General features: G+C 70.7%; 13 protein-coding genes. 4 read left to right on the plus strand and 9 right to left on the minus strand.

What is annotated here, in order from left to right; all coding sequences use genetic code 11:
* Positions 1 to 45: 45 nt before the first annotated feature.
* A complete protein-coding gene (locus P3T34_RS09590) occupies positions 46 to 1,143 on the plus strand; it encodes a M48 family metalloprotease (protein WP_280665582.1) in 1,098 nt (365 codons plus the stop codon).
* A gap of 577 nt (positions 1,144 to 1,720) precedes the next feature.
* Here P3T34_RS09590 and P3T34_RS09595 read toward each other — a convergent pair.
* The 4 genes from P3T34_RS09595 to P3T34_RS09610 all read right to left on the minus strand — a co-directional run bounded on the left by P3T34_RS09595 (position 1,721) and on the right by P3T34_RS09610 (position 4,254).
* Positions 1,721 to 2,038 carry a hypothetical protein gene (locus P3T34_RS09595; RefSeq protein WP_280665583.1) on the minus strand — a complete coding sequence of 106 codons (318 nt, stop codon included), beginning with the start codon at positions 2,036 to 2,038 and terminating at the stop codon, positions 1,721 to 1,723.
* 116 nt (positions 2,039 to 2,154) lie between these two features.
* Complete coding sequence (locus P3T34_RS09600; protein WP_280665584.1) at positions 2,155 to 2,625, minus strand: DUF6114 domain-containing protein; 471 nt, start codon at positions 2,623 to 2,625, stop codon at positions 2,155 to 2,157.
* 2 nt (positions 2,626 to 2,627) lie between these two features.
* Positions 2,628 to 3,254, minus strand: a complete 627-nt coding sequence (locus P3T34_RS09605; protein ID WP_280665585.1) for a DUF6230 family protein — start codon at positions 3,252 to 3,254, stop codon at positions 2,628 to 2,630.
* Positions 3,255 to 3,396: 142 nt separating this feature from the next.
* The gene (locus tag P3T34_RS09610) at positions 3,397 to 4,254 is read right to left on the minus strand and encodes a TetR/AcrR family transcriptional regulator (RefSeq protein WP_280665586.1); all 858 of its coding nucleotides are present in this window, start codon (positions 4,252 to 4,254) and stop codon (positions 3,397 to 3,399) included.
* A gap of 299 nt (positions 4,255 to 4,553) precedes the next feature.
* Between P3T34_RS09610 and P3T34_RS09615 the strand changes: the two genes are divergently transcribed.
* Both P3T34_RS09615 and P3T34_RS09620 read left to right on the plus strand, forming a co-directional pair.
* Entirely contained in the window at positions 4,554 to 5,474 is a 921-nt protein-coding gene (locus tag P3T34_RS09615; protein WP_280665587.1) for a hypothetical protein, read from the plus strand.
* 59 nt (positions 5,475 to 5,533) lie between these two features.
* On the plus strand, positions 5,534 to 6,211 hold the full coding sequence (locus P3T34_RS09620; protein ID WP_280665588.1) for a Tat pathway signal sequence domain protein: 678 nt from the start codon (positions 5,534 to 5,536) through the stop codon (positions 6,209 to 6,211).
* A 27-nt stretch (positions 6,212 to 6,238) separates the two neighbouring features.
* Here P3T34_RS09620 and P3T34_RS09625 read toward each other — a convergent pair whose 3' ends face one another.
* Positions 6,239 to 7,648 carry an FAD-dependent oxidoreductase gene (locus tag P3T34_RS09625; protein ID WP_280665589.1) on the minus strand — a complete coding sequence of 470 codons (1,410 nt, stop codon included), beginning with the start codon at positions 7,646 to 7,648 and terminating at the stop codon, positions 6,239 to 6,241.
* A 175-nt stretch (positions 7,649 to 7,823) separates the two neighbouring features.
* On the opposite strand from P3T34_RS09625, the gene P3T34_RS09630 reads away from it, so the two are divergent.
* Complete coding sequence (locus tag P3T34_RS09630; RefSeq protein ID WP_280665590.1) at positions 7,824 to 9,068, plus strand: glycosyl hydrolase family 8; 1,245 nt, start codon at positions 7,824 to 7,826, stop codon at positions 9,066 to 9,068.
* Between the two features lie 82 nt (positions 9,069 to 9,150).
* Here the strand turns inward: P3T34_RS09630 and P3T34_RS09635 are convergent, their stop codons facing one another.
* Genes P3T34_RS09635 through P3T34_RS09650 form a run of 4 tightly spaced genes read right to left on the minus strand, consistent with a single transcriptional unit; the run spans position 9,151 to position 13,427 of the window.
* Positions 9,151 to 10,413, minus strand: coding sequence for an MBL fold metallo-hydrolase (locus P3T34_RS09635; RefSeq protein ID WP_280665591.1), 1,263 nt, complete (start codon positions 10,411 to 10,413; stop codon positions 9,151 to 9,153).
* Positions 10,414 to 10,415: 2 nt separating this feature from the next.
* The gene (locus tag P3T34_RS09640; RefSeq protein ID WP_280665592.1) at positions 10,416 to 11,225 is read right to left on the minus strand and encodes an HAD family hydrolase; all 810 of its coding nucleotides are present in this window, start codon (positions 11,223 to 11,225) and stop codon (positions 10,416 to 10,418) included.
* Entirely contained in the window at positions 11,218 to 12,090 is an 873-nt protein-coding gene (locus P3T34_RS09645; RefSeq protein WP_280665593.1) for a carbohydrate ABC transporter permease, read from the minus strand. The genes P3T34_RS09640 and P3T34_RS09645 overlap by 8 nt, the downstream gene beginning before the upstream one ends.
* The gene (locus P3T34_RS09650) at positions 12,087 to 13,427 is read right to left on the minus strand and encodes an extracellular solute-binding protein (protein WP_280665594.1); all 1,341 of its coding nucleotides are present in this window, start codon (positions 13,425 to 13,427) and stop codon (positions 12,087 to 12,089) included. Before P3T34_RS09650 ends, P3T34_RS09645 begins: the two co-directional genes overlap by 4 nt.
* Positions 13,428 to 13,436 lie beyond the last annotated feature (9 nt).

The raw sequence follows: 13,436 nt of genomic DNA on the forward strand, positions 1-13,436 counted from the left end.
CCGCAGTGCGCCAGCCGTCCGAACACGCCCGCGAAGGACATCGCCTTGAGCGACTCCGCAGAACCCCGCTACCCCACCACACCTCCGCCGTACCCTAGCGCGCCACCGCCCTACCCGAGCGCCCCGCCGCCCCGGCCGAGCGTGCCTGCACCCGACTCCGCCACGGTCCCGCCCCAGCGATCGGCACCGCCGCCGCCCGGCCTCTCCTTCCACACCGGCCGGATCCATCTCGCTGCGCGCCAACGCGGAGCGGATGCCACAGCCGTCGGGGAGATCCTGCTCCAACTGCCGCAGTTCACCGGAAGCCTGATCGTCGTCGCACTGCTCTCCCAGGCACTGCCGACCATGCTCGGATACCTGATGATCGGGCTCTGGCTCACCAGCGGGGCACTGGTCTTCCACCGGCCCACCGAACGCTTCCTGGCCAGATACCTGTTCCATGTCCGGCTCCCGCTACGAGCCGAGCGCGACCGCCTGGAGCCGATCTGGCAGGAGGTCACCACCAGGGCAGGTATCGACGGTTCCGGCTACGAGCTGTGGATCGAGGAGAGCGGCGGCCTCAACGCCTTCGCTGCGGCCGGGCACATCGTCGCGGTCACCCGGTACTCGCTCAACGAACTGCCACCGGTCCAACTTGCCGCGGTGCTGGCCCATGAGCTCGGCCACCATAAAGGCGGCCACGCCTGGGCCGGCCTGCTGGGCTACTGGTACTCCCTACCGGGGCGGGTCACGTGGCAGCTGCTGCGGCGGGTGACCGCGGTCCTGCTGCAGGTCGTCGCGGCCTTCTCGGTGCTGGGTGTCCTGGTGATCGCGCTGCTCTGCAGCGCGGTGCTGATCACCGTGGCGACGAGTTTCCCACCAGTGCTCCTGGTCTTCGTCACGCCGTACCTGGTGGCCGCGGTCGGACGACGCGCCGAGCTGCGGGCCGACCGGCTGGCCGCGGAGCTCGGCTTCGCCCCGGCGATGCTCGACGTCCTGCACGCCTTCCGACGTGCTGAGGAGGCCAGCGCCGAGCGCGCACACCGATCATCCAACGGAAAGCGCGCCACCCGCCCGAGACTGGCCGACCGACTGCTCGCCTCACACCCGGACTCCTACACCCGAATCCGGCAGCTGGAGGACTACCTCGCAGTCGCGGCCTGACGGTGGGGGTTGGGCCGGCGGTGGCCGGGTGTGCCTTGACGTAGGCGATCGGGCTGCCTGACGATGTGCGGCATGATTTCCGCGGTGTGGTGACCCGTCGGTACTCGCGGCAGATGGCGCTCCGGGCGCGCGTGCCGAGGGTGGTGCGCTGGGTGGTGGTTCCGCCTGCGACGCCCGAGGTTCAGCGGGTGGTGGGAGGTGCCATAGCGCTCGCGGCCGGCGTGATCATCGTGGTCGGCCTCTGCGTGCTTGTGTCGTAGCCGGGAGCTTGGAGGCAAAGTCGGGTGGGTCGACTTTTGGGGGTGGAGCGCAGGCCGCCGGGGTGGGGGTTGGCTAAACCGTTAAAGAACGTCTCCAACTGACCACCGGCACACCCGTGATGCTCAGCTGCCGCACGGCGTTCGCGACGCGTGACCTCATCTCGCTGCCAGAAGTCGGCCAGGCCGACTTCTGGCGCTGCGCCGGATCCACGAGAGGGGCCGACACCCGCAGGACATAGACAGGCGAGGCACCTTGCGCAGTGGCTGATGGAGCTCGATCCGACGAGGTGGTGTTTGGTGGCTGGTTCGGTTCAGGGTTAGTCGAATGACACCGTGGAGAGTATTTGCTGATGGACGGTGTCGCATGCTGTTTTGGCGGTGGGTTCATCTGGCGAATATGCGCTGACGCAGACCCAGCTGCCAGCTTGAATGCCACTCCCTGCACCCACGGGAACACAGGAAACGCTGACAACTACGTCGGTGGTCGCACCAGTCGTGTGCCCGCCGATGACGTTGAAATTGTCCTGTGCCAGCCAAATGGTGTAGCCCTGCTTCGCCACGACTGTCCTTGCGATGGACAGGGTGTCCGGCTGCGAAGCCTGCTTTGCGAATGCTTCCCATACTACATTCAGCATTGTCACTCACCTGAACAATGATCGTCAGCCCCTGTCAAGTATGCGCTGCCCCACGGTCCGTCGCACTCTCGGGGAATGCGAGGGCCGCCCGGGTGGGCGGCCCTCTTGGCGTGCGTCTACGCAGCAGTCGCCGAGCTGTTGCGGTGGCGGTCGCGGAGTTTGCGGCGGGCGGGTTGGGCGGGGAGCCAGCCGAAGGCGAGGGTGCTGCCGATCAGGCCGAGGAAGAGGCCCAGCAGGAAGCCGCCCAGGTTGGAGGTGACCCAGGTGCCCAGGGTGAGGAGGACGGAGAGGATGGAGTAGAAGATGCGCTGGGCCGGGTTGAAGAGAATCAGCAGGCCGCAGAGCAGCAGGATGGCGGGGACCAGGTAGCCGGCCAGGCCGAGCATGCCGATGTGCAGGACGACCGGGAGCGGCGCCTTCTCGGTGAAGAGGATCTCGGCGCCGGCGAGGGTGACCAGCAGGCCGCCCCAGAAGGGGCGTTGGCCTCGCCAGGTGGAGAAGGACCGCAGCGGGGCGGTGGGGGGCGCCGCCGCCTCCGGCTCGGGGGTGGGGGTGAGCTCGGGGTCGGGGGCGGCGGCGTCGGTCATGGTCAGCAGCCCGTGTCGCTGAAGCTCAGCTGGAGGCCGGGGAGTTTGAAGGACGCGGCCGTGGTGGCGTAGTTGTCCTGGCGCAGGTTCTTGATGTCCACGGTGTCCGCCTGCTGCCCGAAGACGCCCGCCGGGCCGGCCACGCCGGCCTCCGTGAAGGTGCTGGCATCGCCGCCGATCTGGATGTTGCTGAAGGACGCGTCGCCGGAGAGCAGGTCGGAGTCGGTGGTGAGGTTGCTCGCCGTCACCGGGGTGCCCGCGTTGCCGGCCCGGATCAGCAGATTGGTGCCGCCGAGGTTCACGCTCTGGCAGAGGTTGGTGAGGGTGGCATCCTTGATGGCGGAGACCGCGACGACCACCTGGCCGCCGGTGCTGCCGGCGTTCGGGCTGTTGGGGATCATGTTGTCGAGGCCGCCGAACTGCTCGAAGCCGTTGCCGTTCAGCTCGTCCGCGGTGACCGTGAAGGCCATGCCGGAGATGGCGAACTGGGAGGCGAGCACTCCCTGGGCGGACAGGGTCATCAGGACGCCGCCGGCCACGCAGGCCGGTATCGCCATCAGTGCGGCCCGGCGGAGCCTGACCCGCCCGCGCGGGGCCGGGCTGGTCGGAACGTTCTCGGGTGTGGCCATGGATGCTCCCGTGGATTCGAGGACCTGCGGTCACCGACACGTTGCCCTGGCGCGGACAGCGCCCATGGAGGCCGATGCTCAACCACCCTCCCTGGCAGAGGAGTTGGTGATCCAGATCACATCCATGGCAGCTGACTGGAAGTTACCTCGCAGTAGACGGAGGGTCAATAGGCCTGCGTGCGGCGGGCCTTCGCTGCTGGGGCACCGAGCGCGCGGGCGGCCCGGGAGGTTGGTCCAGGGTGCAGGCCAGCACCGGTCTGGACCAGGGCGCGCCTGCCGCGTCGGCCAGTGCCAGCCGCCGCACGGCCTCGGTCGGGCCGAGAAAGGGAGCCAGCGCGAAGAGGGCCAAGGTCGGGAGCAGGGCGGGAAGTTCGGCGTGCCGGTCGGCGGCGATGCAGCGGTAGACGGTCGAGTGGATGCCGCCCACGACGGTGTCCGTCAGCAGCTCGGTGCTGACCCCGGCCGGCGGCGCGGGGCAGTCGGCGAAGAGTCGGCGGAAGCGGCTCAGCAGGCGCTCGCGGACGAGCCGGCCGGCCGCGCCGAGTGCCTCCACCTCGACCACCGCCATGGTGGCGAAGGCCGGCACCTCGGCGAGGATGTCGAGCAACGCGCGCAGGGCCGCTTGGACACCCGCGCACCAGTCGGCCTGCGCCGCGAAGGCCTCCTCCATCCGCCGGATCACCACCGCCGTGCCGAGCCGGTGGGCGGCCAGGAAAGCCTCCTCCTTGCCGCTGAACTGCTCGTAGAAGACCGGCCTGGTCACCCCGGCCGCCCGGCAGATGTCGCTCACCCGGGCGCCGCCGTAGCCGTGCAGGGCGACGGTGTGCACCACCCCGTCGAGCAGCCGGTCGCGCTGGGTGGCCGCGACCACCTCCGGAGGCAGCCGGCTGGGGCCCCGGCGGATCGACCGGGAGGGGTCGCGGCCGTTGCGGGTGCCGGGTAGCAGGTCGTCGGCCGAGGGTCCGCCGAATTCAAGATTTATTTTCAACTTCAGCTCCACCCATTGACGCTGACGTTCAGTCAGGTTTAGAACCTTCACAGGTTTTCAATATTTCGGCCCTGTCGCGACCATGTGACAGCGCCGGTCCGCAGCCCGCCTCAGCGGGCCCGGGGGTGGGGACGCCGAGTCCCCAAGTATGGCGAAGGCCGGACGCGCTGGCAGCCGTCCGGACTCGTCGGACTTGCCGATCACGTACCGCTCGTGGCGCCGAGCTGCCCGCGATCCGTCCCCTCCCCCGGACCGGCCGGGCTGTGTACTCACTCCCGTTCACCACCCGTGCCGCGAGGAGTACCCCCGCCATGAAGCGAACTCTGTTATCCCTCAAGCGACTTGCCCCACTGGTCGGCGCAGCCGCGCTGCTGCTCGGCGTGGCCGCCACGCCGGCCGGTGCCACCACCGCACCCGGTGGTCCGTATGCCGGGATGGGCGGCTGCCCGCTCAACTCGGCCCAGCTGCAGGACCCGAGCAACCTCCAGGTGGGCTGCGTGGTGTCGGTGACGCACACCGGCAGCTTCACCATCGGCACCACCACCGTCCCGCTCAACTCCCCGATCACGCTGCAGTTCGGCGTCTACTGGGACAAGTCCGCCCCCACGGTGACTTTTCCCGACGGCAGCAGCGCCAACCAGTACGCCACAGTGGCCCCCACCGGCACCACGCTGCTGACGGCCAAGCCCGCCGAGATCACCATCCCCGGCATCATCAACTTCCTGCCCGGCGTCACGAGTGTCTTCGCCCAGGTCGAACAGGCCGGTCCGGTCACCGCGTTCACCCCGCTGGCGGCAGGAGAGTCCTATCCGGTCTTCAAGCTGCCGGTCAAACTCCACCTGTACAACGCCTTCTTCGGGCCCAACTGCTATATCGGCAGCGACAGTTCGCCGATCGTGCTGAGCCCGACCACCGGCACCACCGCGCCGCCCGCACCGGGCGTGCCGATGACCGGCGACCCGGGAACCATCGGCGTCGCCGCCGACCCCAACGGCTACGGCTCGGTGATCGCCTCCTTCACCGGCGCGAAGCTGGTGGACAACACCTTCAGCGTGCCCGGAGCCTCGGGCTGCGGGCTGGGCGGCATCCTCGACCCGATCATCGACCTGGTGATGGGCATCCCGGCCGGCGCGGGGACGGGCTCGGTGACTTTCCAGCAGACCGACACCTCGCTCGCGCTGGACGCCAGTCTCGCCGATCTGACCAGCGCGCTGAACGCCTCGCACAGCTAGCAAACGCCGCAGCAACTCCGCAGCAACTCCCCCACACCCAGCGGAAAGAGAGTTCCCTCATGCGCAACCGCCTCTACCTCGGCGCGGCCCTGGCCGCCGCCGCCCTCGCGGCCGTCACGGCCCTGCCCGCCTCCGCGGCCGGCCCCAGCGTGCTCAGCTACGGTACGGCGGCCGGCGGCGCCGCGGTCGGCCTCGGCGACGTGCTGACCGCCTCGCTCTCCGGCACCTCCACCGCCGACTTCTACTCCACGGCGGCCGGCGGCGTCGGCGTCAAGTGCTCCAGCTCCGGCTTCAGCGCGACGGTGAGCTCCAACCCGGCGGCACCCGGCACCGCCGTGGAGTCGCTGACCTCGCAGACCTTCGGCTCCTGCGTCGCGGTCAAGATCCCCGGCGTCACCGCCGTGCAGAGCGTCACCGTCAACCACCTGTCCTACGTCAACAACGTCAGCGACGCGGCCGGCAACCCGGTCACGCTGAGCCCCGGCACGGCGGGCCCGATCCAGACCACCATCGTGCTCAGGACCCTGCTCGGCAACGTCACCTGCACCTACCAGGCCAACCCGGCCAGCCTGTCCGGGACCACCTCCAACACGGCGCAGACGATCGGCTTCGCCAACCAGGTGTTCGCCCGCAGCAGCGGCCCCGGCACCTGCTTCAGCGCCGGGTACTTCACCGCGACCTACGGCCCGGTGGTCGACACCAGCCAGTCCGGCAGCCCGCTGGTGTGGGTCAACTAGGTTCGACCGTACGCCAGTCAGCGTCAGTCAGCGTTCGTGGCCGACCGGCCCCACCCGGTCGGCCGCCTTCCGCGCGGCCACCAGCAGGGGGTCCCACACCGGCGAGAACGGCGGTGCGTAGCCGAGGTCCTGGAAGACCAGTTGCTGCACCGTCAGCCGGGCGCCCAAGGCGACGGCGGCCGCGTCGATCCGCTTGGCCGCGCCCGCGCCGCCGACGATCTGCACGCCGAGCAGGCGACCGGTGTCCTGCTCGGCGAGCATCTTGACGGTCATCCAGGGGGCGCCGGGGAGATAGCCGGCCTGAGCGGTGGACTCGATCACGACGGCGGTCCAGCGCAGGCCGGCCGCCGTCGCCTCACGTTCGTTCAGGCCGGTGCGGGCGATCTCCAGGTCGCAGACCCTGGTCACCGCGGTGCCGACCACGCCGGGGAAGGCGGCCTGCCCGCCGCCCAGGTTGGTGCCGATCACCAGGCCGTGCTTGTTGGCGTGGGTGCCGAGCGCGACGAACTGGCGGGCACCTGAGACCAGGTTGAGCACCTCCACGCAGTCGCCGCCGGCCCAGATCCCGTCGAGCGGGGTGCCGTCGGCGCCGAGCACCCGCATCCGCTCATCGGTCAGCAGTCCGCGGTGCTCGCCCAGCGGCAGGCCGGCCGCGCGGGCCAGACCGGTGCGCGGACGTACGCCCAGGCCCAGCACGACCACGTCCGCCGGGTGCTCACCGGCCGTACTGCGCACGGCGGTCGGCCGTCCGTCCGGGCCGAGCAGCACCTCCTGCGCCTCGGCGCCGGGGACCACCTCGACGCCGAGCTTCTCCAGGCCGCGGCGCACCAGCAGGCCGAGATCCGGGTCCAGGGTGGGCATCGGTTCCGCCGGGCGGTGCACCAGGGTAACGCGCAGGCCGCGGGCCAGCATCGCCTCGGCCATCTCGACGCCGATGTAACCGCCGCCCACGATCACGGCCCTGCGGACCCCGCCGTCGGAGGCCCCGCGCTCCAGCGTGTCGATCAGCGCGGCGCCGTCCACCAGCGTGTTCACGCCGTGCACCCCCGGCGCGTCGAAGCCCGGCAGCGCGGGCCGGACCGGCTCGGCTCCGGTGGCGATCACCAGCTGGTCGTACGCCGTCCAGCACTCCTCGCCGCTGTCCAGGTCACGGCTGCGCACCCGGCGCCCGGCCGGGTCGATGGCGGTGACCTCCGTACGCAACCGCAGGTCGATGCCGCGCTCGCGGTGCTGCTCGGGCGTGCGGGCGATCAGCGCGTCGCGCTCGGGGACCTCGCCGCCGGTCCAGTACGGGATGCCGCAGGCCGAGTACGAGGTGAAGTCGCCGCGCTCGAAGGCGGTGATCCGCAGCTCGTCCGGCCCGCGCCGGCGGCGTGCCTGCGAGGCGGCGGACATCCCCGCGGCGTCCCCGCCGATGACCACCAGATGCTCCGTCATACTGCCGACCGCCTCCACTGTCAGCGGGCCGGGGTCGGCCCATCGGCCTCCATCATCGCGAAGTACAGCGCAAGGCATCGCGAAGTACGGCGCAAGCCGCTTCGGTTCGGGGTCTTGACATGAACTCCCACAGTTAAGAAACTTTCCTAACTTTCTCCCCCCACGAGGAGCGTTCATGGCACATCGACTCCGCACGCTGATCGCCTCCGGCGCGGCCCTCGCCACCACGGCCCTGGGGCTCGGGCTGACCCTGACCACCGCGGGCCCGGCGGCCGCAGCCGCCGCACCGGCCCACGCGTTCCCCGCCCACACCACCTACAAGGTCGGCGTGATGCCCTCGGCCTCGCAGTCCTCCCGGGACGCGGCGGTGGAGAAGCAGTACAACTCCTGGAAGTCCACCTACCTGGTCCACGGCTGCGCCTCCAACGAGTACTACGTCTCCACCAAGGGCGACTCCGACGCCAGCAACAACGGCCCGGTCTCCGAGGGCCAGGGCTACGGCATGAACATCGTTCCCCTGATGGCCGGTTACGACGCCAACGCGCAGACCGAGTTCAACGGCCTGTGGCAACTGGTCAAGGACCACAAGGACCAGTACGGCCTGATGCAGTGGCAACTCGACGGCAAGACCTGCAAGTACTACAGCAGCGGCACCCCCGACGGCGCCACCGACGGCGACCTCGACATCGGCTACGGCCTGATCCTGGCCGACAAGCAGTGGGGCGGCTACACCGCCGACGCCAAGGCCTGGCTGGCCGCCTTCTACGCCCACGACGTGGCGCCCGACGGGCACTTGAAGTGCGAGGACGACGGCCCGAACACCGACACCCGGCCCTCCGACCAGATGCTCGACCACCTGCGCGCCTTCGCCAAATACGACACCGCGCACGACTGGAACAAGGTGATCACCCGCACCGAAGCGGTGATCTCCGAGTTCACCAAGGGCTACTCCGCGACCGGCGGCCTGATGTCCGACTTCGTCGTCAACGCCAACACCACCAGCCCCAAGCCCGCGCCCGCCAACTACCAGGAGGACCAGCCGGACAACATCGTCGGCTACAACTCCATCCGGGTGCCGTGGCACCTGGGCACCGACGCGCTGGTCTACGGCGGTTCGACGGCGGCCACCTCGTACGCCACCGCCAAGCTCGAATCCGCCTGCCTGAAGAAGGAGTCGGGCGGCAACCCGCAGAAGGTCTACCCGCACACCAAGCTCAACTGCACGCCGTACAGCACCAGTGACCAGGCCGAGGAGGCCGGCGACTCGGTCGGCCCGGCCGCAATGGCCGCCGGCGACCAGGCCTGGACTGACGCCATCTGGAAGCAGCTGGGCAGCAACCCGTTCGGTGACGGCTACTACGGCGAGACCATCAAGACGCTGGTCTACCTGGTGATGGCCGGCGACTACTGGGCGCCGTAACTCCCCCCTCTGACGACGAGGGCCCGTCCCGCCGAGCCGGCGGGACGGGCCCTCGTCGTCACGTCGTCACGTCGTCACGTCGTCACAGCGTCCGGCCGCCGAAGTCGTATGTGCTGCCGTACTCGGCGATCACCCGGGAGATGCCCAGCGGCGGGTGCAGCCGGGTCGGCGAGGTGGTGTGGATCGGGAAGACCGTGCCCGGCCGCATCCGCTCGACCATCGCGTGCAGGTCGCCCTGGCTCGCGTGGCCCGAGCAGCCGATCTGGCGCAGCGGCACCTTCAGCGCGGCCAGCCAGTCGGTGAACGGCTCCCAGCGCGGCTCGAAGGGGCCCAGCGGCTCACCGTTGGCGTGCACGAAGACGCTCTGCGGGCCGACCGGCAGGTCCAGCAGGGACGGCAGGTCGGCCGGGTCGGGCACCACCACGTAGCTGGCCGGCGCCGCGTGCACCTCCGCCCAGCCGACGGTGTCGGCGCTGATCGCGGCCTCGACGCCCAGTAGGCGCAGGAAGACGGCGGTCTGCTCCGGCCAGAGCACCGTGCGCCCGTGCGCGGCGGCGATCTCCAGGAAGGAGCCGACCCGCTCGATGTCGCGCGGGTACATCGACAGCAGCACCAGCCCGGGGGTCGTCTCCAGGGCGGCGGCGAAGTCCCGTTCGACGTCGTCCTCGTCGCGCACCCGGTTGTCCCGCTGCTCCCAGCCGAGCGTGGTGCCCTCGGTGACCAGCACCGCGCTCTCCCCCGCCCGCCGCACGAAGTCCCAGGCCCGGTCCGGGTTGCGGCCGTGGAAGCGGATGTCGCCGGTGAAGGCGAGCACGCCGTCGGAGGTGTGCACCAGGTAGCCGCTGGCGCCGGGGACGTCGTGGTCCACCAGCACGCATTCCACCTCCATCGGGCCCACCGTGGCCTTCTGACCGTCCGTCAGTCCGATCCAGTCGGGGTCGCCGCCGCTGACGCCGGCGCCGGTGCTGCTCAGCGCGCGCAGCACGTCCACCGCGTCGGTGTGCGCGTGCACCGCGATGTCGGGGCGGACGAAGCCGGCCAGGCCCACGTGGTCGATGTGCGGGTGGCTGACGAAGACGGCGGTGTGGCCGACGGCCTCGCCGAGCGGGTCGCCGCCGGCGAGTGCGGCGGGGTCGAAGAGACCGGGCAGGCGCGGCGCGGCGCCCATCCGCAGCCGGTCCTCGAGCTCGCGGCCCGGCCGGATCCGCACCGGTGGGCGGAACAGGTCCTTCCCCCCGGGGATGTCCAGGCCGATGTCCAGCAGGACGCGGTGCTCCCCGTCGGTGATCAGGATCTTGCTGGATCCGATGACGCCGACGCCTCCCCAGAACTCGATGGAAACCACGGTCAGTTCCTCTCAGCAGGTGCGGTGGTACGTGCGTCGCCGGCGGCCCAGGCCCGCAGGGCGGGCAGCAGGTCCTCGATGTGCGCGGCGGCGGCGGTGGCGGGGCCGTCGGCCCGGCCGAAGCGGTCGATGTAGGCGCAGGGCGCGCCGAGGGCGGCGGCGGGGGCGATGTCGTTGCGCCAGTGGTCGCCGATGGACAGCACACGGGCGGCGGCGGCGCCCGCGTACTGTCCATCGGCCTCCTCGGGCAGGCCGAGTTCGCGCCGCAACAGACGCTCCAGGCCCGCCGGTTTGCCGGTGCTGGAGACCACCTCGTCGACCAGCGGCCGCAGTTGGAGCCGGTCCAGCAGCTCGTCCAGTCCGGCGGCCGGGCTGTTGGTGGCCAGCACCACTCGGACGCCGTCGGCGCGCAGGTCGCTCAGCAGCTCGGCGTACCCCGCCGGGACCTCCAACGCGCAGGCGGAGGTGGCCATATGGGCCCGGGTGGCAGCGAACGCAGCGTTGAGTCGCGGCAGTTGCAGGCCGTGCCGGCGGCGGCCGAGCTCGGCCACCACCTCCCAGCCGTCCGCCGCGGCGCGGAACGCCTCGGCCTGCACGGCGTCGGTCGCGCGGTCGGCCGCCGCGACGCCCTCGACGAGGTAGTGCTCCACCCCGGCCAGCAGCTCCGCCCGTTCCAGCGGCGCCAGTCCGGCCGCGGCCTGCCCGGCGTAGTACCGGATCGGCGCGTCGCCGCGATACAGCGTCCCGTCGAAGTCGGTGACCAGGACCAGGGCCTGTCCGGGCTGTTGGGGATCGGTATGCGGGTCAGCCACGAACGCCTCCGGCGGTGGACATCGCGCCAGTGATGAAGTGGCGTTGCAGGACGAGGAAGAAGAGCAGCACCGGAGCGGTGGTGAAGACCACCGCGGCGGACAGCGCCGGGAAGTCGGTGCCGTTGGCTCCGGCGAAGGCGGCCAGGCCGACCTCGACCGGCTGGACGTCGGGACTGCTGGTCATGATGAACGGCCACAGGAAGGAGTTCCAGGAGGCCAGGAAGACGTTCAGCGAGATGATCACGATCGCCGGGCGCACCAGCGGCACCCCGATCGACCAGAGCATCCGCAGCCGTCCGGCGCCGTCCAGCTCCGCGGCGTCGAAGATCTCCTGCGGCAGGCCCAGGAAGAACTGCCGGACCAGGAAGATCCCGAACACGCTGGCGCCCCACGGCACGATCTGGATCCAGTAGGTGTCGAGCCAGTGGATGTCGTTGGCGACGATGTAGTCCGGGATGATCAGCACCGTCCCCGGGACCATCAGCACCGACATCACCAGGCCGAACAGCAGGCCGCGCCCGCGAAAGCGCATCACCCCGAAGGCGAAGCCGGCCAGCAGCGAGGTGACCAGGGCCAGCAGCACCGTGCACGAGGCGATCAGCAGCGTGTTCAGGAAGAGCCGGGGCCAGGGCGCCGCCGCCCAGGCCCGGCTGTAGTTCGCCCACTGCCAGTGCGGCAGCAGGATGTCGGAGAGCGAGGCGGAGACGCTGGCGCTGTTCAGCGAGGTGACCAGCACGTAGTAGAACGGCAGCAGGAAGACCAGTCCGACCAGCACGACCAGGGCCCGGTTGACGAACCGCCCGGCCCCGCCGGTCCGGCGCCGGGGAAGCCCCCGGCGCCGGGCCGCGGTCGAGGCCGCCGTCACTGGGCGGCCCCGGCCTTCTGGTCGGCGAGGGCGTTGGTCTGCGCGGTGTTCAGCGCGGTGGTCGGGTCGGTGCCCTTGTCCAGCGCCGCCTGCAGCGCGACGACCTCCTCGCCCTCCGCCTTGGCGACCCAGCTGTACGGCGGCTCGGCCACGGCGTAGGCGAGGGCGCCGACGGCGGTGGGCAGGTAGGGGTTCTTGGCGATGAAGTCGCTCATCAGCGGCAGCGCGGCCGCGGTGACCGGCAGGTAGCCGGTCTGGCTCGCCCACTGGGCCTGGCTGGAGGCGGAGGCCAGGAACTGCATGTACTTCCAGCCGGCCGCCTGCTGCGCCTTGCTCGCCCCGGCGAACTCGACAAGGTTGGTACCGCTCATGACGTTGGTCGGCCGGCCGGTCGAGCCGGTCGGCAGCACATTGGTGCTCATGGTGAACTTGCCGCCCACCGCCTGGTTCTCGTAGAAGTAGCCGGCGGCGCTGCTCAGGTCGAACAGGCCCTTCTGGGCACCGAGCGCGGCCTCGCCCGGGTAGTTGGTGCCGACCTGCAGAGCACCGGCCTTCTTGAGGTCGACCAGGTAGGTCAGTGCCTGGACGGCGGCCGGGCTGTTGAGCTGCGGGGTGCCGTCGGGGGCGAAGTCCGGGGTGCCGTTGGCGGCGGCCAGCGACTGGAACATGACGGTGCCGCCGGCCGGGGAGGCGGTGGTGCCCGGGTCGATGGCGATGCCGGTGACGCCGTTGCCGGAGACGGCCTTGGCATCGGCGGCGAACTGGTCCCAGGTGGTGGGGGCGGTCAGGCCCTTGGCCTTGAGCAGATCGGCGTTGGAGTAGATCACCTGGACGCTCTTGTTGAACGGCCACATCCAGTTCTTGCCGTCCGGCAGGGCCAGGTCCTTCTGGACGCCCGCGTAGAAGGTCGAGAACTGGTCGGGCTTGTCGCTGCCCGCGTACTGGCTGACCGGCAGGATCGCCTGGCTGTCGGCGAACTGCGCCGCCCAGCTCTCGTAGACCTGGCCGATGGTCGGCGCGTTGTGGGCGGCGATGGCGGCGGTCTCCTTGGCGTGCAGGGTGCCGTAGTCGGGCTGGTACTGCAGGTCGACCTTGATGTTCGGGTTGGCGGTCTCGAAGTCATTGGTCAGCTTGACCAGTGTGCTCTTCTGCGCGCCGTTGATCATGATCTGCATGAACGAGATGGTGGTGGTGCCGGACGCGGACGAGCTGGAGGAGCTGCCGGAGGAGCAGCCGGCCACCGCGGCGAGCACGGTGAGGGCGGCGAGGGCGGAGCCGGCGGCCCGGCGACTGTTCCGGGCGAACGGCGAGCGGCTACGCGGGTGCGAGCTGGTCATGGTGGTTCC

The sequence above is a fragment of the Kitasatospora sp. MAP12-44 genome (assembly GCF_029892095.1).
Taxonomy (GTDB): Bacteria; Actinomycetota; Actinomycetes; order Streptomycetales; family Streptomycetaceae; genus Kitasatospora.